Annotated in this window: 20 protein-coding genes; 3 read left to right on the top strand and 17 right to left on the bottom strand. The window is 69.5% G+C overall.

The window, feature by feature from the left end; all coding sequences use genetic code 11:
• From KUD94_RS13655 to flgB, 16 genes are all read right to left on the bottom strand, one after another.
• Positions 1-672 (bottom strand): histidine phosphatase family protein, encoded by a 672-nt coding sequence (locus KUD94_RS13655; RefSeq protein ID WP_218237724.1) that lies wholly within the window; start codon positions 670-672, stop codon positions 1-3.
• A gap of 83 nt (positions 673-755) precedes the next feature.
• Positions 756-1,355 carry a LysE family translocator gene (locus KUD94_RS13650; protein WP_218237723.1) on the bottom strand — a complete coding sequence of 200 codons (600 nt, stop codon included), beginning with the start codon at positions 1,353-1,355 and terminating at the stop codon, positions 756-758.
• A 47-nt stretch (positions 1,356-1,402) separates the two neighbouring features.
• On the bottom strand, positions 1,403-2,842 hold the full coding sequence (locus tag KUD94_RS13645) for a nitronate monooxygenase family protein (RefSeq protein WP_218237722.1): 1,440 nt from the start codon (positions 2,840-2,842) through the stop codon (positions 1,403-1,405).
• 28 nt (positions 2,843-2,870) lie between these two features.
• The gene (locus KUD94_RS13640) at positions 2,871-4,106 is read right to left on the bottom strand and encodes an HDOD domain-containing protein (protein ID WP_218237721.1); all 1,236 of its coding nucleotides are present in this window, start codon (positions 4,104-4,106) and stop codon (positions 2,871-2,873) included.
• A gap of 64 nt (positions 4,107-4,170) precedes the next feature.
• Entirely contained in the window at positions 4,171-5,508 is a 1,338-nt protein-coding gene (locus KUD94_RS13635; protein ID WP_218237720.1) for a flagellar hook-associated protein 3, read from the bottom strand.
• A gap of 11 nt (positions 5,509-5,519) precedes the next feature.
• The gene (flgK, locus tag KUD94_RS13630) at positions 5,520-7,490 is read right to left on the bottom strand and encodes a flagellar hook-associated protein FlgK (RefSeq protein ID WP_218237719.1); all 1,971 of its coding nucleotides are present in this window, start codon (positions 7,488-7,490) and stop codon (positions 5,520-5,522) included.
• Positions 7,491-7,503: 13 nt separating this feature from the next.
• Positions 7,504-8,421: a flagellar assembly peptidoglycan hydrolase FlgJ gene (gene flgJ / locus KUD94_RS13625; RefSeq protein WP_218237718.1), complete on the bottom strand. Its 918-nt coding sequence runs from the start codon at positions 8,419-8,421 to the stop codon at positions 7,504-7,506.
• A 1-nt stretch (position 8,422) separates the two neighbouring features.
• Positions 8,423-9,544: a flagellar basal body P-ring protein FlgI gene (locus KUD94_RS13620; protein WP_218237717.1), complete on the bottom strand. Its 1,122-nt coding sequence runs from the start codon at positions 9,542-9,544 to the stop codon at positions 8,423-8,425.
• A gap of 199 nt (positions 9,545-9,743) precedes the next feature.
• Positions 9,744-10,709: a hypothetical protein gene (locus tag KUD94_RS13615; RefSeq protein WP_218237716.1), complete on the bottom strand. Its 966-nt coding sequence runs from the start codon at positions 10,707-10,709 to the stop codon at positions 9,744-9,746.
• A 9-nt stretch (positions 10,710-10,718) separates the two neighbouring features.
• Positions 10,719-11,417 (bottom strand): flagellar basal body L-ring protein FlgH, encoded by a 699-nt coding sequence (locus KUD94_RS13610; RefSeq protein ID WP_370625873.1) that lies wholly within the window; start codon positions 11,415-11,417, stop codon positions 10,719-10,721.
• Positions 11,418-11,437: 20 nt separating this feature from the next.
• Positions 11,438-12,220, bottom strand: a complete 783-nt coding sequence (flgG, locus tag KUD94_RS13605; protein ID WP_218237715.1) for a flagellar basal-body rod protein FlgG — start codon at positions 12,218-12,220, stop codon at positions 11,438-11,440.
• Positions 12,221-12,232: 12 nt separating this feature from the next.
• Positions 12,233-12,973 carry a flagellar basal body rod protein FlgF gene (locus tag KUD94_RS13600; RefSeq protein ID WP_218237714.1) on the bottom strand — a complete coding sequence of 247 codons (741 nt, stop codon included), beginning with the start codon at positions 12,971-12,973 and terminating at the stop codon, positions 12,233-12,235.
• A 26-nt stretch (positions 12,974-12,999) separates the two neighbouring features.
• A complete protein-coding gene (gene flgE / locus KUD94_RS13595; protein ID WP_218237713.1) occupies positions 13,000-14,265 on the bottom strand; it encodes a flagellar hook protein FlgE in 1,266 nt (421 codons plus the stop codon).
• Positions 14,266-14,296: 31 nt separating this feature from the next.
• Positions 14,297-14,959, bottom strand: coding sequence for a flagellar hook assembly protein FlgD (locus KUD94_RS13590; RefSeq protein WP_218237712.1), 663 nt, complete (start codon positions 14,957-14,959; stop codon positions 14,297-14,299).
• A 16-nt stretch (positions 14,960-14,975) separates the two neighbouring features.
• Positions 14,976-15,380 carry a flagellar basal body rod protein FlgC gene (gene flgC, locus KUD94_RS13585; RefSeq protein ID WP_218237711.1) on the bottom strand — a complete coding sequence of 135 codons (405 nt, stop codon included), beginning with the start codon at positions 15,378-15,380 and terminating at the stop codon, positions 14,976-14,978.
• Between the two features lie 23 nt (positions 15,381-15,403).
• Complete coding sequence (gene flgB, locus KUD94_RS13580; protein ID WP_218237710.1) at positions 15,404-15,820, bottom strand: flagellar basal body rod protein FlgB; 417 nt, start codon at positions 15,818-15,820, stop codon at positions 15,404-15,406.
• A 200-nt stretch (positions 15,821-16,020) separates the two neighbouring features.
• On the opposite strand from flgB, the gene flgA reads away from it, so the two are divergent.
• From flgA to KUD94_RS13565, 3 genes are all read left to right on the top strand, one after another.
• Positions 16,021-16,743 carry a flagellar basal body P-ring formation chaperone FlgA gene (gene flgA, locus KUD94_RS13575; protein ID WP_218237709.1) on the top strand — a complete coding sequence of 241 codons (723 nt, stop codon included), beginning with the start codon at positions 16,021-16,023 and terminating at the stop codon, positions 16,741-16,743.
• 102 nt (positions 16,744-16,845) lie between these two features.
• Complete coding sequence (flgM, locus tag KUD94_RS13570) at positions 16,846-17,184, top strand: flagellar biosynthesis anti-sigma factor FlgM (protein WP_218237708.1); 339 nt, start codon at positions 16,846-16,848, stop codon at positions 17,182-17,184.
• A 49-nt stretch (positions 17,185-17,233) separates the two neighbouring features.
• A complete protein-coding gene (locus KUD94_RS13565) occupies positions 17,234-17,578 on the top strand; it encodes a hypothetical protein (protein WP_218237707.1) in 345 nt (114 codons plus the stop codon).
• Between the two features lie 91 nt (positions 17,579-17,669).
• Here KUD94_RS13565 and KUD94_RS13560 read toward each other — a convergent pair whose 3' ends face one another.
• Positions 17,670-18,395: an RNA polymerase sigma factor FliA gene (locus tag KUD94_RS13560; RefSeq protein WP_218239309.1), complete on the bottom strand. Its 726-nt coding sequence runs from the start codon at positions 18,393-18,395 to the stop codon at positions 17,670-17,672.
• Positions 18,396-18,405 lie beyond the last annotated feature (10 nt).

The raw sequence follows: 18,405 nt of genomic DNA, 5'->3' as shown, positions 1-18,405 counted from the left end.
CTAAGCGTAGGTCTGCAGCGCCACGTCCTCGGGCGCAGTCAGATGCGGCAAGGTGTTGAAGGTCTGCAGCGCCAGGCGGCGCGCGCTCACGCCGAGCTCGCTCACCGCGGTGTTGCGCAGGCGCATGTTCAGCGCGATGCCGACCTCGGGCGCGCTGCCCAGCACCTGGGCGATGGCGGTCGAGATCGGCCCGCCGCTGGAGAGCACCAGCAGCCGCTGGCCCGCGTGCTGCGCGCGCGCCTGTTCCAGCAAGGCGCGCACGCCGGCGGAAAACGTCTGCCAGTCGGGCATGCCCTCGGGGCTCAGGGTGCCGGCCATCCACTGCGCCAGCGCATCGCACAGCAGGCGAAAGTAGCTGCGAAAGCCCTCGGGCGAATGCACCGCCGGCAAGGGGCCGGGATGGACCGCGCGCACCAGCGCCGCGCCGTCGTATTCATCGAGCGCGGCAAAGTGCTGCGCAGCGGGCAGGCCGTTCAGCGCCAGGCCCATGCACTCAAGCGTCTGGGCGTGGCGGCGCAGCGTGCCGCTCCAGACAGCATCAAAGCGCTGGCCATGCGCCTGCCACCATGCGCCCAGGCGCTGCGCCTGCAGCCGCCCGCGGGCGCTGAGCTCGTCGTAGTCGGCCGCGCCCAGCGAGGCCTGCGCATGGCGCACGAGGTAGAGGCTTCCCATGGCCGCCGATTGTGCGAACGCCGCCGCGCGGCGCTTGTCCCGGCGGCGACGCGCGGCGCGCGAGGCGCTGGTTCAGCGTCGCCTCAGGCGCCCAGCATCCACAGCGCGGTGAGCGCCAGCACCAGGCCCATCGCGCGGTTGAACCACAGCAGCCGGCTGCCCCGGGCCAGCCAGCGGCGCGCCAGCGCACCGACGCTGGCATAGGCCAGATTGCTGGTGAAGGCAAAGCCGGCCATCACCGGCAGCACCAGCAGCAGGCGCATCATGGCGTCCTCGCGCCCGATGATCCAGCTGGCGACGATGGCCAGCAGCATCAGCCAGGCCTTGATGTTGACGAATTGCAGCGCCACGCCTTCCCAGAAGCCGACCGACAGGTGCGAGCCATCCGCCTGCGCCAGCCGGCGCGAGCGCGCCAGCCGCCAGGCCAGCCAGAGCAGGTAGCCAACGCCGGCAAGCTTGATGAACCAGCGCAAGGCCGGCACCGCGGCGACGGCCGCGCCCAGCCCGGCCGCGCACAGCACCAGCATCAGGCACCAGCCCACCGGCACCGCCAGCACGAAGCGCATCGCCGGCGCGAGGCCGCGGTTGGCCGCGATCGCCGTGGCCAGCGAGGTGTTGGGCCCGGGCGTGAAGCTCATGGCCGTGGCCAGCAGAAACAGAGCGGTGAATTCAGACCAGGGCATGCGCCGCCCCTGCCCGCACGATCTCGGTGTGCATCGGGCCCGCCGCGTCAGCCCTGCGCACTGGCGGCCAGCAGCGCATCGAGCGCCTCCGCGCGCAGCGCAAGCAGCGCGCGGGCCTGCTGGGCAAGCTCTGCGTCGATCGCTTCGAGCAGCGCCTTCCACTCGGCCTGCAAGGCCGCGGCGCTGGCCAGCAGCGCAGCCAGCGGCTGCGCCGCTGCCGCCGGCGCTGCGTCCGCAGTGGCCGCTACCGGGGCATCGGCCTGGCGCAGCGCACGCACCAGCACGCCGGCCAGCTGCGTCTGAGCCCGCAGCAGCGGCGCCAGGTGCTGCGCGCGCACGGGGGCGCTCGCCTGCAGTGCGAGCGCATGCAGCGCGCCGGCCAGCGCGCGCTCGGGCGCAAGCAGCGCGCCCAGGCGGGCAGCGAGCCGCGCCTGCTGCGTCTGCTGCTGCTCGCCCGCATAGCACACGGGCGAAGTCAGCGGCGCGGGCGGCGCGCCGACCAGCCGCAGATGCGCGGCCGCGCCGTCGGCCAGGGCCTGCAACCGCTCGGCCGCCGGCACGATGTCGTGAATGCGGCCTACGCCCAGGCCCGCGTACAGCGCCATGGCTTCGAGATCGCCGGTCATGGAGCGCAGGGGCGAGTCGGTGCTGAAGCAGTAGATGGGCCGCCCCTCTTCCTCGCCGATCACCTGCGGCGCGCTGGTGAAGGGGTCGCCGCGCTCGCCGCGCGTGACCGCGTTGGGCAGCACGCGCACTGCGGCCAGCGGCGGCCAGTTGATGTGAAAGTCCTCGGTCAGCAACACCTCGCGGCTTTCGGCCTGCACCAGGCGCTGCTTGTGCACCTCGTGGGCAAAGGATTCGGTCGTCATCATCAACGCCGTGCCCAGCACCGCTGCCTGCGCGCCCATGGCCAGCACCCGGCCCACGTCGCGCCCGTCGGCCAGGCCGCCCGCGGCGGCCACCGGCAGTTGCACGCAGCCCAGCACCTCGGGCAGCAACTGCATCAGCGGCTGGCGCCCGCGCACGTGGCCGCCGGCTTCCACGCCCTGGGCGACGATGGCGTGCGCGCCCGCGGCCTGCGCCTGCAGCGCCTCCTGCGCGCTACCCACCTGGTGCAGCACGACAATGCCGGCGCCGCGCAGGCGCGCGATGATCGCTTCGTCCACCTCCCAGAACAGCTCGACCACCGGCACCTGCAGGGCGATGCACAAATCCACCTGCGAGCGCAGCAGCGCGCGCGCCGTGCCCGCCGGTATCAAATTGACGCCAAACGGCCGGTCGGTGCGCCGGCGCACCTCGGCGACTTCACGCTCGATCAGCGCCAGCGGCTCGCGCACCATGCCGAGGATGCCCAGGCCGCCAAAGCCGCTGACCGCCGCGACCAGTTCGGCGCGCGCCACCCCACCCATGCCGGCAAGGATCAGCGGATAGCGGCAATCGAGCAGATCGCACAGCGGCGTGGCCGCCAGCGCGGGGCGTGCAGGCATCTCGGAGCTCCAGGAGGAAAAACGCCGATCATGCCCCATGCGGGCCGCGCGGCACCTCCCAGGCGCGCAGCACGTGCAGCAGCGAGCGGTTGACCTGTTCACGCTCGTGCCCATGCTCTTCGCACAGGCGGCGCACGAGCGCCGCGTCCTCGCCCTCCAGCGCCACCGCCATGTCCAGGCTGGGCGCATAGGGGCCGGTGTGCAGCACGGCCGCCTCGTACACCCGCTCCGACAGCGGCAGGCGGCGCAAGATGGCGCCCAGCGGCTCGCCCATGAGCGCGTCCAGGCGCGAGAACAGCGCGCACAGATACATCTCGGCGCGCAGCTCCTTGCCCACGCCGGCTTCGATCAGCTGCTCGGCCAGACGTGCGCGCAGCACGGCGCTCTCGCGCACCGGACGCAGATCGGGCTCGGTGCTGGCGCCGGGCAACTGGTCGCCCAGCCAGCGCTGGATCGAGCCATAGCCCATCATCACCAGGCCGCGGCGCACCGAATCGACCCCGGTGCGCAGGCCCAGCGCGGCCGAGTTGGTATAGGTCATGAAACGGTAGGCAAGCAGCGGGTCTTCACCCAGCACCTGTTCCTGCGCATCGATGGACTGCTCGTCGTCGATCGCCTTGAGCAGCTTGAGCACCACCTCATGCGCCGGCGCCAGGCTCTGATGGCGCAGGCTGTAGAGCACGTCGTCCGCCGGCCAGCCGGCCAGCGCCAGCGCGCCCGCGCCGTCCAGACAGTGGCGCATCAGCGCGCGGCTGTCCACGCCTTCGTAGATCTGTCCGGCAATGATGGGGCTGGCGCTGGCCCCGGCGCCGCGTGCCGCCTGCGCCTTGCCAGCGCGCAGTGCGGCCACTGCGTCCTGCACCTCCAGCGTGAGCACGCTGGTGTGAAACAGCGCCGCCACCTCGGGCTCGGGCAGGCGCGCCAGCGGTCCGTGCCAGACCAGCTTCAGCCCGCGGCGCTGGGCGGCGCGCGCCCGCGTGAGCAAGTCCGGGTCCACCAGCCAGGCGTCGCTCACCTCGATCGAGGGCGAGCCCGGGGGCGCGTGCTCCAGCCATTCGGCCAGGATCTGCGGCGTGCGCGGCGCCAGCAGCAGCGGCGGGGAGCTGGCGTCCCAGAGCTCTTCGATGGTGCGCAGCAGGTGCAGCGCATCGACTTGCACGTTGTCGTCGCCGGCGACGAACAACTGCACGCCGGCCATGCGCCGTGCCCCGTTCCACAAGGGGCGGTAGCCAAGAGTCAGACTGCCTAGAACCGATTGAACCATGGGGCGTGCGCGCGGATGCTGCGGCTATTGTCGACCAAGGGGCGCGCCGCCTGCGGGCGGCCGCTCAGCCGATGTAGTTGAACAGCGACAGCTTTTGCACCATGGCGTAGGACTGCAGCGCCGCCTGGTAGCCGACGTTGGCGTTCTGGAAGTCCGAGATGCCCTTGACCATGTCCAGGTCTTCGGCGCGCGAGCGGTCTTCTTCCAGCTGGATGGAGCGCGTCTGCTGGTCGCCCGAGATGCGGTCGGCGCGGTTGAGCAGCTCGCCGGCGTAGCCGCGCAGGTTGTGCAGCCGGTCCATGGCGTAGTCGAGCTGCCCCAGCGCCTGCCCCACCGCCTGGATGCCGGCGTTGCTGTTGCCCGCGTTGCGCAGCGCGGCGACGGCGTCGTCCATGGTGCTCATCAGGCTGGCCGTGGCGCTGATCGTGACGGTGTCGCCGGGCGCGGGCGAGGGCACCAGCCCCGCGGGCGTGGACTGCGCCAGACCCTTGATCTCGAACTGCAGCGTGGCGCCGCCCGGGTCGGTGATGCTGATGGGCAGCGTGAAGGGCTGGCCCGGCACGATGTTGGCGGCGGTGAGCGGCCCCGGCGGGACAAAAGCCGGGTTGCTGCTGCTGATGGTGTAGCTGATGTCGTAGCTGCCGTCGGGGTGCGTGGTCACCGCGCCGAACTGCACCTGATAGGTGTGCGGCGCGCCGCCCGGCGCGGCATTGGGCTGGATCTGCGCGGCATTGGCAATCTTGACCACGCTGGTGTTGAACAGTCGGCCATCGAGCGGATAAGCCGGATTGGCGTTGCCGAGGGCGGCGCGGTACATCCCGTCGCGCTGCGGGTCGAACATCAGCGCCGCGTGGCCATCGAACTGCGTGGCGACCGCGCTGCCCTGGCTCGCCGCCTGGCCGGGCAGGCCCTGGAACAGATAGTCGGGCGCGCCCGGCACCGGGCCGACGAAGGGCGCGAGCGCACTGCCCAGCGCGCCCAGCAGCGGCATGCCATTGACGTCCTTGCGGTTGATCACTTCCTTGAGCTGGTCTTGCAGGCTTTGCAATTGCAGCGCATAGGTCTGGCGGTCTTCGGGCTTGAGCGAGCCATTGCCTGCTGCCACCAGCAGCTGGCGCATCTCCTGCACCACGCCGACCGCGTCGCCCAGCGTGGATTCGGCCAGCGCCACGTTGCCGCGCTGGATGTCGAGCTGGCGCTGCTCGGCCTGGATGCGGTTGATGCGCGTCATCGCGCGCTCGGCCTGGGCGGCGGCCACCGGATCGTCGCTGGGGCGCACAACGCGCTTGCCGCTGGTGAGGTTCTCCTGCAGGTCCACCAGCGACTTCTGGCGCATGCCCAGATTGCGCGTGGCGCTGTCGTACATCGTGGCGGTGCCCACGCGGTAGAAACTGTCTGCCATGTGCGCCTCCTTCAGCGTCCGACGATGGAGATCAGGTTGTCAAAAATGTTCTGCGCCACCTGCAGCACCTTGGCCGAGGCCTGGTAGGCCTGCTGGTACTGGATCAGCTTGGCCGCCTCCTCGTCCAGGTTGACGCCGGAAACCGCCGTGCGGCTGGCTTCCAGATCATCGGCAATCGAGGCCGACACCTTGGCCGCATACAGCGCGCTTTGCGTGCGCGTGCCAACCTGGGCCATCAGGCTGGCGTAGCCGTCGGCCATGCTCGACTCGTCAAACAGCCGCGCATCGCGCAGATTCATCAGCGCCTTGGCGTTGCCCGCATCGCGCGTATACCAGTCGCCGTACTGCGGGTCCAGCGCATTGCCCACGCTGACCGTGTCGCCCGCATGCGGCGTGCCCTGCAGCGTGATCGTCCAGCCGTCGATGGTGATGGGCTGCCCCGGCACATAGCTCTGGCCGGTGGCCACCGTGATGGGCGGAGCGCTGCCCTGGTTGACGATGTCGTAGCTGCCGGGCCCGGTGAAGCGCAGCTCGATGCCGCCCGCAAAGGTCGGGGGCGTTGCCGGGTCGCCGTTGGGTGGCAGCGTCAGCGCGGGCCCGCTTGCCTGCAGGCCGGCCAGCTGCAGCGTGCCGGTGTTGGATGTCCCCATCCGGGCATTGACCGGGTTGGCCGCCGCCAGATCGCGCGGCGACTTCACCAGCGCCTGCACGCTGGAGGCGGCGCTGAAAAAGGGTTTGAACAGCACGCGCTCGCCCACCACGCCGGGCGTGGTGAACTGAAAGCGCAGGCCGTCGATCTCGGGGGGCGGCACGGCGTTGAAGTCGGGCACAGTGGTGCTCTTGCCGTCGGACAGGCGCACGACCACGCCGCCGGGCGGCGCCGCCGAGGTGAAGCGCACTTCGTAGTCCGAGGCGGCAAAGGCCGCGGGGTCGCTGAAGCTGACCTGCCCCTGGGTGGCCATGTTGCTGCTGTAGCCGGGCATGCTGGCAGGCACGGAAAACAGCGGCTGGCCCTGCGCGCCGTCCAGCGTCAGGCCCAGCGCCTGCTGCCGGTTGAGCGTCGCGCCTATGGCCAGCGCCATGCGCCCGAGCAGGTTGCCCGCGTCGCTCAGGTCGGTATTGGCAAAACGCATCAGTCCGGTGACCTCACCGCCGCCGAGCAAGTCGGTGCTCATCTCTATCGGCATGCCCCCCGGCGGCGTGAAGTACAGCGCGCGCTGCGCGCTGCCCGGAAAGAGCTGCGACTCGCGCACCGCCAGCGTGGCCGCCTTGTTGCCCAGCACCAGCGCCTGGCTGCCGCCGACGAAGATGCCCATGGTGCCGTCGTCGGCCGGGATCTGCGTGGTCTGCACGTACTGGTTGAGCTCGCGGATCAACTGGTCGCGCTGGTCCAGCAAGTCGTTGGGCGTCTGGCCATTGCCGCGCGCGCTGGCAATCTGCTCGTTCACCGCCGCAACATTGCGCGCCAGCGTGTTCACATGGTCCATGTCGCTGGCCAGTTGCTGGTCCACCGCATAGCCCAGCTCCTGCAGCTGCTGGGCCGAAGAGCGCATGCGCGCCGCCACCTCGTCCATGCGCGTGAGCGAGACGGTGCGCGCGGTGATGTCGGTCGGCGAAGTGACCACGTCGCCCAGGGAGTTGAGCATGTCGTTGATCGCCGCGCCCAGCCCTTGGGTGCCGCCGCTGAAGATGTTCTGCAACTGCATCAGGCGCTGGGCGCGCACCGCGTCGCTCGCCTGCATGGACTGCGCGGCCGCGGCCTGGCGCGTGAGCAGCTCGTCGTGCTCGCGCAGCACCGTGGTCACGCTCACGCCCTTGCCGATGTAGCCGCCGCCGGTGAACTGGCCCTGCACCGGGTCGAGCACCACCTTCTGGCGCGAATAGCCCGCGACGTTGACGTTGGAGATGTTGTGGCCCGCGGTCTGCAGCGCCACCTGGTTGGCCATCAGGGCGCGGGCGCCGACGTTGAGCAAACCACTCATGCTTGTGCCTCTTTCACGCCTGCGTGCCCGCTGCCGGGCGCGCCAGCGCCATGGTGCTCTGGATCGCGCGGCTGAGCTTGCTCGCGTAGTTGGGGTCGGTAGCGTAGCCCGCGCGCTGCAGCTCGGCGGCCCAGCCCTGCACCGAATCGACCTTGGCCAGCGCTTTTTCGTAGCGCGGGTTCTGCGTGATCAGCCGCGCGTAGTCGCGAAACGACTCTTCGTAGGAGTCGTAGGCGCGAAAGCGCGCCACCAGCTTGCGCGGTGTGCCGTCGATGTATTCCGTGGTCGTGACCTCGGCCACCTTGCCCTGCCAGCCGCCCGTGGCCTTGATGCCGAAGAGGTTGTGCGAATTGCCGCCATCCGCGGTGCGTATCGCGCTCCTGCCCCAGCCGGTCTCGTGCCCGGCCTGGCCGAGCATGAAGGCCGCCGGGATGCCGCTCTCGCGCGCCACCGCCTGGGCGGCCGCGCGGTGCTGCTGCACGAACTCGCCCTGACCCCTGGAGGGCACAAAGCTCTGCGGGGACGCCGGTGCCCCCGCGCCGGCAAAACTGAAGGTGCTCTTGGGCAGCATGGCCGCCACCGGCGCGCTGGCTGCGGCGCTGGCGCCGAGCTGGCGCGTGAGCTCGCGCTCGATCATCTGCGCCAGGCCGCCGGGCTGGCCGGCCATTTGCACCGACATCTGCTGGTCGAACAAATCGGTGGCCAGGCCGCCTTCGTTGCCGCTGTCGGGGTTGAGCTGGCGAGTGGACTCGCGCATGCTCTTGAGCAGCTCGCGCATGAAGAGCGATTCGAGCTGGCGCGCCGCCTGCGCGGTGGCGGCGCGCTGGGCCTGGGCGTCGCCCGCGCTGGCCTGCAGCTTGAGCGCCTCCAGCCCCCGGCCATCGACCGCCAGGCCTGCAGCAGCGCCGATGCCCGAGGAGGTGATGGCCATGCTAGATCACCTCCAGCTCGGCGTTGAGCGCGCCCGCGGCCTTGATGGCCTGCAAGATGGCGAGCAAGTCCTGCGGCGTGGCGCCCAGCGCGTTGAGCGAGCGCACCACGTCGGCAAGCTGCGGCGACGCGGGCATCTGCTGCACCTGCCCACCCTGCTGCTGGATGGTGATGGCGCTTTGCTGCGCGACCACGGTCTGCCCCTGGCCGAAGGGGTTGGGCTGGCTGATGACCGGCGTGCTGCTGATGGTCACCGAAAGATTGCCGTGGGCGATGGCGCAGGGCCCCAACGTCACCGCCTGGTTGAGCACTACGGAGCCGGTGCGCGCATTGATCACCACCTTGGCTGCGGGCGTGGAGTCGGGCAGCTGCAGCTCTTCAAGCTCGGCAATGAAGGCCACGCGCGCACCCGGCTCCATGGGCGCGCGCACCTGCACCGTGCGCCCATCCAGCGCGGTCGCCGTGCCCGGCCCCGAGCGCGCATTGATCGCCAGCGCCACCTTGCGCGCGAGTTGAAAGTCCGAAGCCTTGAGCCCGAGCGTGATGGTCTCGCCCTCGTTGAGCGGCGTGGGCACGCTGCGCTCCACCTGCGCGCCCTCGGGGATGCGCCCCGCCGACAAGTGGTTGATCTGCACCTTGGAGCCGCCTGCGGCCGCCCCCGCGCCGCTGACCACCACATTGCCCTGGGCCAGCGCGTAGATCTGCCCGTCGGCGCCGCGCAGCGGCGTGGCGATCAGGGTGCCGCCCTTGAGCGACTTGGCATTGCCTATGGACGAGACGACGACGTCGATCGCCTGCCCCGGCTGCGCAAAGGCCGGCAGCTCGGCCGTGACGACCACCGTGGCCACGTTCTTGAGCTGGGGCGCGGTAGTGCCCGGCGGCAGCGAGATGCCCATCTGCTGCAGATAGTTCGCCATGGCTTGCGCGGTAAACGGCATCTGCGTGGACTGGTCGCCGGTGCCGTCCAACCCCACCACCAGGCCATAGCCCGAAAGCTGGTTGCTGCGCACGCCTTGCACTGCGGCAATCTCCTTGACCCGCGCCGCCTGCGCCGGGGCCAGGCAGGCAAGCAACAGCAGGGCCAGAAGCCAAGGCAAGCAAGAGCGCGCAGACACGGGATTCATGCGCCCATTGTGGGCAGAGCGGCCAAGTTCTAAAGCCCGAAAAGCGTGCGCTCGAGCCGCTTGTTACCTGCTTTGGCGCGGCTGGGTGCAGCCGGGATGCCGCGCCGCCGGGTGCCATCCACGTTCACACGGTTGCTATTACGACAATAGCTGCAAGCGCTTGTGTACCAAGCGCTAGAGGCCAAAAACATTGAGAATTTCAGCGCTGCTTGCGCGCGCCAGATGCGGTCCGCGCCGGCGCGGCGTGGCGCAGGCAGTAGTACAAGCCGTTGGGCACGCTGGCGATGAAGTTGGGGCGCACGCGCGCGTCGCCGTCCTGGGCCAGGGCGGTGTCGTACAGGCCGGTCTGCACGTGGTAGACGCCGCCTTCGCGCAGCGCCAGGCCGCCGCCGTAAAAGCCCGCGGCCTCGGCCGCCTGCAGCTCCTGCGCGCTGGGCAGCTCGGCGCCCTGCGAGCGGCAATAGCCCATGGCCGCCTCGCGCGAGACCAGCCGGTCGGCGTGGCCGGGCGCCGAGGCCAGCCAGTTGCCCGCGTCGGCCGGGCGGCGGTGCGGCGCCAGGCGCGCGCCCTCGAAGTGGTCGAACACGTCTTGCGCCAGCGTGCGCGCGAGCAATTGCACCGGCACCGTGGCGGAAAAACTTTGCGCCGCGCCGCTGCCAAGCCGCACCAGCGTGAGCGTGGCCTGCACCAGCGTGCCGTCCAGGCGCGTGTAGGTGATGTAGCCGGCCATCTGGATCTGCGCCAGGCGCTCCTGCAGCCCATCGAGCACCAGCGGGCGCTGCAACTGCTGGGGCGTGATGCCGGAAAAATCAAAGCGCAGCCGCGGCGCGCCGAGCTGGTGGCGCCGCGCCAGGGCGTCGAGCTCGGCGATCAGCTGCACGTTCAGGCTGCGCCCGAGCTCGGCCAGCGCGCCCTGCTGTGCATGCGTCTGCAGCGCGTCTAGCGCCTGCAGCGTGGCCAGCAGCTTTTCCGGCTCGGCCTTGCCGGCGTGCAGGTCGGCGATCGCCTGGCGGTCTTGTGCATACTCGGCCAGGTCGGCCGCACGGATCAGCGGGATATTGGGCCACACGACCACCGGCCCCTGGCCCTGCGCACCGGCGGCCAGCGCCGCAGCGCCGAGCGCCAGCGCCAGCAGCAAGGCCCGCCACCTGAGCACGGCGCGCATCGCCCGCCCTCAGAACGGGGTGACGGAGTTGAAGGCGCGCGCCAGCCAGCCCATGGCCTGGGCTTCGGCCTGCTCGCCCAGCCCGCGCGAGATCACGCGCACATTGGCCACGTACTGCGAGTCGATGACGTTGCCGGTATGCCCGCCCGGACCGCGGCGCAGATGGCGCGGATCGATGATGCCGGAGAAGCGCAGCACATCGACGCTGCGGTTCACGCCCACCTGCTTCTCGCCGGCGATCACCAGATTGCCGTTGGGCAGCACCTCGGTGACCATGGCCGTGACGCTGCTCTTGAACTGGTTGCTGGCGCTGGTGTTGCCCTTGCCGTTGAAGTCGCTGCTCGATCCCGCCCCCAGGCTGGCGCGCCCGAGCACGCTCGCGGGCACGAAGGGCAGCGCGGTGATGCCGGCCTCGTTCTTGGACGCACGCGCCACGTTGGACTGGCTGTTTTGCTTGGCGTCTATGGTCTCCATGATTTCTATGGTCACCAGGTCGCCGACGAAGCGCGCGCGCTGGTCTTCCATGGCCGGACGGTAGCTGGCGGCGTTGAACAGGCTGCCGGTGGCCGGCCCGCTGAGCGGCGCGGGCGGGGCCAGGCGCGGCGGCTCGGTGGGCAGCACGTCCACCGGAGGCGCGGGGTTGACGCTGGCGCAGCCGGCGGCAAGGAGTGCCAGCACGGCAGCAAAAAACAGGGCATGCATGCGCATCGTGGCCTCCGTCATCGCGTTCACAGTTGCGACAGGCGCGCCAGCATCTGGTCGCTGGTCTGCACCGCCTTGGAATTGAGGTCGTAGGCGCGCTGGGTCTGGATCATGTTGATCAGCTCCTCGACCACGTTGACGTTGGAGTTCTCCACGAAGCCCTGCTTGAGGATGCCCAGGCCGTTGGTGCCGGGCTGCCCCTGCTGCGGCGCGCCCGAGGCGGCGGACTCGCGAAACAGGTTCTGGCCCACGGGCTCGAGCCCGGCGGGGTTGATGAAGCTCGACATGGTGAGCTGCCCGATCTGCTGGGGCTGGGGGTTGCCCGCCACGGTGACCGAGACGCTGCCGTCCTGCCCTATGCTGATGTTCTTGGTGTCGGGCGGCACCACCAGGCCGGGCGCTACCGGCAGGCCGTTGGAGGTGACCACGCGGCCCTGCGAGTCGAGCTTGAAGGAGCCGTCGCGCGTGTAGGCGGTGGTGCCGTCGGCCAAGGTCACTTCGAGAAAGCCCTTGCCGTCGATGGCCACGTCCAGGCTGTTTTCGGTCTGCTGCAGGCTGCCCTGGGTGAACTTGCGGCTGGTGGCCACCACGTTCACGCCCAGGCCCAGGTGCAGGCCGGTGGGCAGCTGGTTTTGCTCGTCGGCCTGGGCGCCGACCTGGCGCAGGTTCTGGTAGACGAGGTCTTCAAACACCGCGTTGTTGCGCTTGAAGCCGGTGGTCGAGACGTTGGCCAGGTTGTGCGAGATCACGTCCAGGTTGGTCTGCTGCGCCGTCATGCCGGTCTTGGCGATCCAGAGCGAATTCATCATGGCAATGCTTCCTTATGCGTTGAGGCTGAGCAGGCGCCCGGCGCTCTTGTCGTCGCTCTCGGCGGTCTGCAAGAGCTTCATCTGCTGCTCGAACTGGCGCGCCGCGGCAATCATGCCGACCATGCTCTCCACGGCATTGACGTTGGAGCCCTCGAGCATGCCGGCGCGCAACTGCGCATTGGGGTCTTGCGCCAGCGGCTCGCCGCCCGGGCTGCGAAACAGGCCGTCGTCGCCGCGCTTGAGCGGGGTGTCGGCGGTTTCAGTGACCAGCTTCAGGCGCGCCACGGCCTGCGCCGGCTGACCCGGCATCTGCGCGCTGAGCGTGCCGTCGCCGCCCAGCACCAGCTCGGCGCCCTGGGGCAGGTCTATGGGCGCGCCGCCATCGGAGAGCACCGGCAGGCCGTTGCCCGTCACCAACTGGCCCTGGGCGGTGAGCTGGAAGTCGCCCGCGCGGGTATAGGCTTCGGTGCCATCGAGCCCCTGCACCGCAAACCAGGCATTGCCCACGGCCATGGCGTCGAGCGGGCGGCCGGTGCTCTGCGCCGGCCCGGCGATCGAGCGGTGGCCCGAGGTGGCCTCCAGCGCAAACACCCGCGTCTTGGCGCCATCGCCCTGCATGGGCACGGCGCGAAAGTTGGCCATCTCGGCGCGAAAGCCGGTGGTCGAGGCGTTGGCCAGGTTGTGCGCCAGCACCGCCTGACGCTGCATCGCGGCGTTCGCCCCGGTCATCGAGGTGTAGATGATGCGGTCCATGGCGCTCCCTCCTCAGCCCGGTGTCGTCAGCGCAGGTTCACCAGCGTGGACATCACCTGGTCTTGCGTCTTGATGGTCTGCGCATTGGCCTGGTAGGCGCGCTGCGCAGTCATCATGGCCACCAGCTCGCCGGTGAGGTCGACGTTGGAATCCTCCAGCGCGCCCGAGCGCAGCGCACCGAAGTTGCCGTCGGTGGGCGTACCCATCACCGGCTGGCCCGAGCTGAAGGTTTCCACCCACAGGTTGTTGCCCACGTCCGCCAGGCCCTGGGTGTTGCGAAACGAGGCCAGCGCGATCTGCCCCTCGGGCCGGCTCACGCCGTTGGAGTAGCGTGTGAGGATGGTGCCGTCCGGGCTGATGTTGATGCCGGTGAGCTGGCCGGCGGTGTAGCCGTCCTGCGTGAGGTCGGAGATGGCGAACTTGGTGCCGAACTGCGTCGCCTTGCTCAAGTCAATGGTGACGGGAAACGGATTTGGCGCATTAGGCGGTGTTGGTCCAGCATTGGGGTTTACCTGTGCCGGGTCCACGGTCAGCGTGAACGGCGAGCCCGACACCAGTGCGCCGTTGCCATCAAATTCCAGAAAGTCCGTGGAGCTGCCTGGTGCCTGAATCGTTTCATCCAGGGTCGTGTAGATGGCCCATTTGTTTGGATCAGCCGTCTTCTCGAAATACAGGCTGACCGGAACCGCCACGCCCTGGCTGTCATAAACGTTGACCGAGGTGCCATAGGCCGAACGCGGCGTGGCCGGCACCGGCGGCGGGCCGGCGCTGCCCGCGGCATCGGGCGCGCGCGCGTCCAGGTTCATGGCCACGACAATGTTCTCGGTCTGGCGCGCAGGGATCGGCGCGCCCGTGGGGAAGACCAGCGGCACGGGCGAGCTTGCGCTGCGCTGGCCGGTCAGCGGGTCGACCGGATAGCCCATGAGCTGCGCCATGCTGTTGGTGATGACGTTGCCCTTGTCGTCGAGCTTGAAGTTGCCCGCGCGCGTGTAGGCCATGCTGCCGTCGGGCTGCCTGACCTGAAAGAAGCCATTGCCGTTGATCGCCACGTCCAGGTTGTTGCCGGTAATGGAAATATTGCCCTGGGTGAACTGCTGGGCGATCGCGTCCACCTGCACGCCTATGCCGGCGTTGCTGCCGCCGGCCGAACCTATGGCCGTGGCCACCATCTCGGCGAATTCGGTGCGCGAGGCCTTGAAGCCCACGGTCTGCGAGTTGGCGATGTTGTGGCCTATCACGTCCAGGTTCTTGCTGGAAGCGTTCAAGCCGGTCAGGCCTTGCTGGAATCCCATGGGGTGCTCCTTGAGGGGGTGATTGCGCGTGCTAGATCACGCCGTGAATGTCGGAATAGGCGACGGTGCGGCCATTGCCCAGGGTCAGCATCAGCCCGGCCGGGCCCACGCTGGTAGCGATCACCGCCTGCTGCATGAGCGGCGAAGCCGCCACCGCGTCCTTGCCGTTGCGCGCCAGCACGCGGTAGCGCAAGGCATTGGCGTCGCCCTCGTAGCCCTGGGCGTCCCAGGCAAAGCCGTGGCGCCCGCCGTCGAGCGCGCCCAGAGGGACGGTGTCCACCACATTGCCGCCGGGCGTGACGATTTCCACGCTCACCTCGCTTGCCACCTGGTCCAGGTCGAACAGGCCCTGGGCCTGATGGTCAACGAGGGTCAGTCCGTCGCCCTCGCAAAGCACCGCGCGCCCGATCAGCGACACGCCCGCGAGCTGCTGCATGCCGGCAAACTGCTGCGCCATGGCCTGCACCGTCTGGTTGAGCTGCTGCAGGCCGGTGACAGTGTTGATCTGCGCCATCTGCGTGGTCATCTGCGCGTTGTCCATGGGGTTCATCGGGTCCTGGTTCTGCAGCTGCGCCACCAGCAGCTTCAGAAAGCGGTCCTGCATCGCGTTCGGGTCGGTGTTGCGCTGCGTCACCCCCGAGGTGCTGGCCGCGCCCGCATCCAGCGCGCTGGTGTCTATCGGACTGATGAACATGGCGTGGCTCCGGGCGTTACTGGCCCATCTGCAAGGTCTTGAGCAGCAGCCCCTTGGCCGTGTTCATCACCTCGACGTTGTTCTGGTAGGCGCGCGAGGCGGAGATCATGTTGACCATCTCCTCGACCGCGTTGACGTTGGAATGCGTGACATAGCCCTCGGCATCGGCCAGCGGGTTGGCCGGGTCGAGCACGCGCCGCCCGGGGCTGTCGCTTTCCTGGATGTTGGACACGCGCACGCCCGCGCCGCCCTCCTCGCCCATGGGCGTGGTCTGAAACACCACCTGGCGCGCCTTGTAGCTTTGCCCGTCGGGGCCGGCCACCGCGTCCACGTTGGCCAGGTTGCTGGCCACCACATTCAGACGCTGGGCCTGCGCGCCGATGGCGCTGGCCGAGATGTTGAAGATGGAGAACATCGACATGGGAACTCCTCGCGAGCCGCTGTTTACTGCCCGGTGATCGCGCTTTGCAGCGTGCGCGACTGGTAGTTGATGAAGCGCAGCGTGGCCTCGTAGCGCACCGCGTTGTCCATGAAGGCCGCGCGCTCGCGGTCCATGTTCACGCTGTTGCCGTCCAGCGCCGGTTCGCTCTGCACGGCATAGCCCGGCTTGCCGGCCTGACCGCCAGAGCCGCCCGGGCGCAGGGGAATGTGGCCGCTGCTGCGCACGCCGCTGGCCATGGGGGCTCGCTCGCCGGGCAGCGCGCCGGCCTGGCGCAGCGCTTCGGAAAATTTCAGGTCGCGCGCCTTGTAGCCCGGCGTGTCGGCGTTGGCGATGTTGCTGGCGATGAGGCGCTGACGCTCGGAACGCAGCAGCAGCGCATTGCCGTGCAGGTTCAGGGTGGAAGTCAGTTTGTCGAGCATCGCATGCCTCTTCGGGATGGCGCCAAGGCAGGCTGTCTGGCGTGCGTCGATTATGAAAACCGCACTGCTTTTCTAAAGCGCGATAAGGGCTGCGCGCAGGCCGCTGTTTCGCGCATTGCCGCTGCCCGGGCGGCCCTACAGTCACAGGCGTCCCAAAGCCTCTGCGCCCTGGCGCAAGCAAGCCCCGAGGAGCCGCCGCCATGTCATTGATTCGCCTCTTGCAAGCGCTGGCCGCCGCCGCACTGGTCGCGCTGCTGGGCAACCCCGCGCAGGCGCAGCAGGCCAGCTCGGCGCAGGACCTGGTCGCGCTGACCCAGCAGTGGGTGGACCAGGCGCTGGCGCAACTGCCCGCCGAATCGTCCGCGCTGCGCATGCAGGTGACGGTAGGCCAGCTCGACGCGCGCCTGCGCCTTGCGCCCTGCGCGCGGGTCGAACCCTATCTGCCGCCGGGCGCGCGCCTGTGGGGCCGCACCCGCCTGGGCCTGCGCTGCCTGGGGGGCGAAACCCGCTGGAACGTCTTTGTGCCGCTGACGGTGCAGGCCTTCGGCCCGGCCTGGGTGCTGACCGGCAACATCGCTACCGGCCATGCGCTGAGCGAGGCCGACGCGGTGCAGGCCGAGGTGGACTGGGCTGCCGAGCCCGCCGCCGTGGTGACCAGCCGCGAAGCCTGGCTGGGCCAGGTAGCCGCGCGCCAGCTGGTGGCCGGCCAGACGCTGCGCCAGCACATGGTGCGCGCGCCCCATCTGTTCAAGGCGGGCAGCCCGGTGCAGGTGCGGGTGCAGGGGCCGGGCTATGCGGTCACGTCGTCGGGACAGGCCATGAGCGCGGGCGCAGCCGGGCAAAATGTGCGCATCCGCATGGCCAATGGCAAAATCATTGCCGGCATTGTGAACGATGACGGAACAGTGGAGGCCAATTTATGATGCGCGGACCGTTTTTTTGCGCCCCGGGCTCAAGCTGGCGGCCCAAGTGCCGTTAATCTGCCTAGAGGCCCCGCACCTGGTTCGGGGCCGGCGGAGAGTGACATGAAAATCGACAAGCACGCAGACCCCGCACAGGCCTTGGCGCGCGCCGCTGCCAACAAGCAGCAGCCCAAGCCGGCCGCCGCTGCACCGGCCGGTGAGGCCGCGCCGCGCTCGGCTTCGCGTGCGGCATCGGCGGGCGTGCCGGTCACGCTGTCGCAGAACGTGCGCAGCGCCGCAGTAGGCCGCGCCAGCGCCGACTTCAACGCCGAAAAAGTGGACGCCATCAAGGCCGCCATCGACAACGGCAGCTACCGCGTGAACGCCGAGGCCGTAGCCGACAAGCTGCTGGAAAACGCCTACGAAACCCTCTCGCGCGCGCAGCAGCAACGCAACCACTGATGCCCGCCTGCAACGCGGTTGGCACCCCGCGCCCCCGCATTCTTTAGGCATGGTTCCAGCCCCTGCCCTGGACACCCTGGAAGCCGCGCTGGCCGAACTGCAGGCCGCGCTGGCAGACCCCGCTTCAGCCCCGCACATGCTCGAGCAGCGCGCCCATGCGCTGCGCCAGGCCATGAGCGCCTGCGCCGACGCGCTGGGCAGCACGCCCGCCGCCTGGCCGCCCGGCACCGCGCGGCGCCTTGCCGAAGCCGGCGCGCGCCTGGCGAGCACGCGCGAGCAACTGGCGCGCGTGCTGGCAATCACCGCGCAACAGGCGGCCTCCCTGCTGCCGCAGACGCAAGCGCTCACCTACGGGCCGGGCGCGAGTGGCAAGGCCTGGCGCACACCCTCTTGAAAATTTGGATGAAACAAGGCTGAAACGCTTGATGGGCAAGCGCTAACAGCTACGTTTTTGATAGTCACAGGCCCTGCCGGGCAGGCGCGCTTCAGTGTCCGCGCATCTTGGTGCGCAGGCGCGCAATCGCCTGGCTGTGCAGTTGGCAGACGCGCGATTCGGTCACGCCCAGCACGGCGGCGATTTCCTTGAGGTTCATGTCCTCTTCGTAGTACATGCCCATGATGAATTGCTCGCGCTCGGGCAGTTGCCCGATGGCGGCTACCAGCGCGCTGCGTATGCCCTGGTCGCGCAGCAGCGCTACCGGGTCCGCGCCTTCGTCGGCCACGTTGCGCTCGAGGAAACCCTCGCCCCCGCCGTCCTCGTCGCCGCCGTGGCCCATGTCTTCCAGATAGACGAGCTGCGCGCCGCGCACCCGCCCGAGCAGCGACTGGTAGTCGGCCAGCGCCATGCCGAGCTCCTGCGCGATCTCGGACTCCAGCGGCGTGCGCCCCAGGCGCTGCTCGGCGCGCTGCACCGCGCGTTCGATGTCCTTCTGGCTCTTGCGCGAGCTGCGGCTCATCCAGTCGTTGTCGCGCAACTCGTCGAGCATGGCACCGCGGATGCGCTGGCTGGCAAAGGTCTCAAACTGCACGCCCTGGGTCACCTCGTAGCGGCTGAGCGCGTCGCTCAAGCCGATCAGGCCGACCTGGATCAGGTCGTCGACTTCCACGTTCGGGGGCAGCTTGGCGATCATGTGGTGCGCAATGCGCTGCACCAGTCCCACGTGCTGGTGGAACAGCGCATCACGGTCGAGCTGGCCCTTGGCGGTGTACATCATGCAAAGT

Source organism: Comamonas sp. NLF-1-9, assembly GCF_019195435.1.
In the GTDB taxonomy this organism is placed as follows: domain Bacteria; phylum Pseudomonadota; class Gammaproteobacteria; order Burkholderiales; family Burkholderiaceae_C; genus Comamonas_C.
This window is presented reverse-complemented; position numbering and strand designations above follow the sequence as displayed.

Bases quoted from the DNA above. Each gene is read 5' to 3' on its own strand.
- KUD94_RS13600 (WP_218237714.1), bottom strand. From the start codon at position 12,973: ATGGACCGCATCATCTACACCTCGATGACCGGGGCGAACGCCGCGATG.
- flgG (WP_218237715.1), bottom strand. From the start codon at position 12,220: ATGATGAATTCGCTCTGGATCGCCAAGACCGGCATGACGGCGCAGCAG.
- KUD94_RS13620 (WP_218237717.1), bottom strand. From the start codon at position 9,544: ATGAATCCCGTGTCTGCGCGCTCTTGCTTGCCTTGGCTTCTGGCCCTG.
- flgC (WP_218237711.1), bottom strand. From the start codon at position 15,380: ATGTCGATGTTCTCCATCTTCAACATCTCGGCCAGCGCCATCGGCGCG.
- flgB (WP_218237710.1), bottom strand. From the start codon at position 15,820: ATGCTCGACAAACTGACTTCCACCCTGAACCTGCACGGCAATGCGCTG.
- KUD94_RS13590 (WP_218237712.1), bottom strand. From the start codon at position 14,959: ATGTTCATCAGTCCGATAGACACCAGCGCGCTGGATGCGGGCGCGGCC.
- flgA (WP_218237709.1), top strand. From the start codon at position 16,021: ATGTCATTGATTCGCCTCTTGCAAGCGCTGGCCGCCGCCGCACTGGTC.
- flgM (WP_218237708.1), top strand. From the start codon at position 16,846: ATGAAAATCGACAAGCACGCAGACCCCGCACAGGCCTTGGCGCGCGCC.
- flgE (WP_218237713.1), bottom strand. From the start codon at position 14,265: ATGGGATTCCAGCAAGGCCTGACCGGCTTGAACGCTTCCAGCAAGAAC.
- KUD94_RS13615 (WP_218237716.1), bottom strand. From the start codon at position 10,709: ATGCGCGCCGTGCTCAGGTGGCGGGCCTTGCTGCTGGCGCTGGCGCTC.
- KUD94_RS13635 (WP_218237720.1), bottom strand. From the start codon at position 5,508: ATGGCAGACAGTTTCTACCGCGTGGGCACCGCCACGATGTACGACAGC.
- KUD94_RS13650 (WP_218237723.1), bottom strand. From the start codon at position 1,355: ATGCCCTGGTCTGAATTCACCGCTCTGTTTCTGCTGGCCACGGCCATG.
- KUD94_RS13645 (WP_218237722.1), bottom strand. From the start codon at position 2,842: ATGCCTGCACGCCCCGCGCTGGCGGCCACGCCGCTGTGCGATCTGCTC.
- KUD94_RS13640 (WP_218237721.1), bottom strand. From the start codon at position 4,106: ATGGTTCAATCGGTTCTAGGCAGTCTGACTCTTGGCTACCGCCCCTTG.
- KUD94_RS13560 (WP_218239309.1), bottom strand. From the start codon at position 18,395: ATGTACACCGCCAAGGGCCAGCTCGACCGTGATGCGCTGTTCCACCAG.
- flgK (WP_218237719.1), bottom strand. From the start codon at position 7,490: ATGAGTGGTTTGCTCAACGTCGGCGCCCGCGCCCTGATGGCCAACCAG.
- flgJ (WP_218237718.1), bottom strand. From the start codon at position 8,421: ATGGCCATCACCTCCTCGGGCATCGGCGCTGCTGCAGGCCTGGCGGTC.
- KUD94_RS13610 (WP_370625873.1), bottom strand. From the start codon at position 11,417: ATGCGCATGCATGCCCTGTTTTTTGCTGCCGTGCTGGCACTCCTTGCC.
- KUD94_RS13565 (WP_218237707.1), top strand. From the start codon at position 17,234: ATGGTTCCAGCCCCTGCCCTGGACACCCTGGAAGCCGCGCTGGCCGAA.
- KUD94_RS13655 (WP_218237724.1), bottom strand. From the start codon at position 672: ATGGGAAGCCTCTACCTCGTGCGCCATGCGCAGGCCTCGCTGGGCGCG.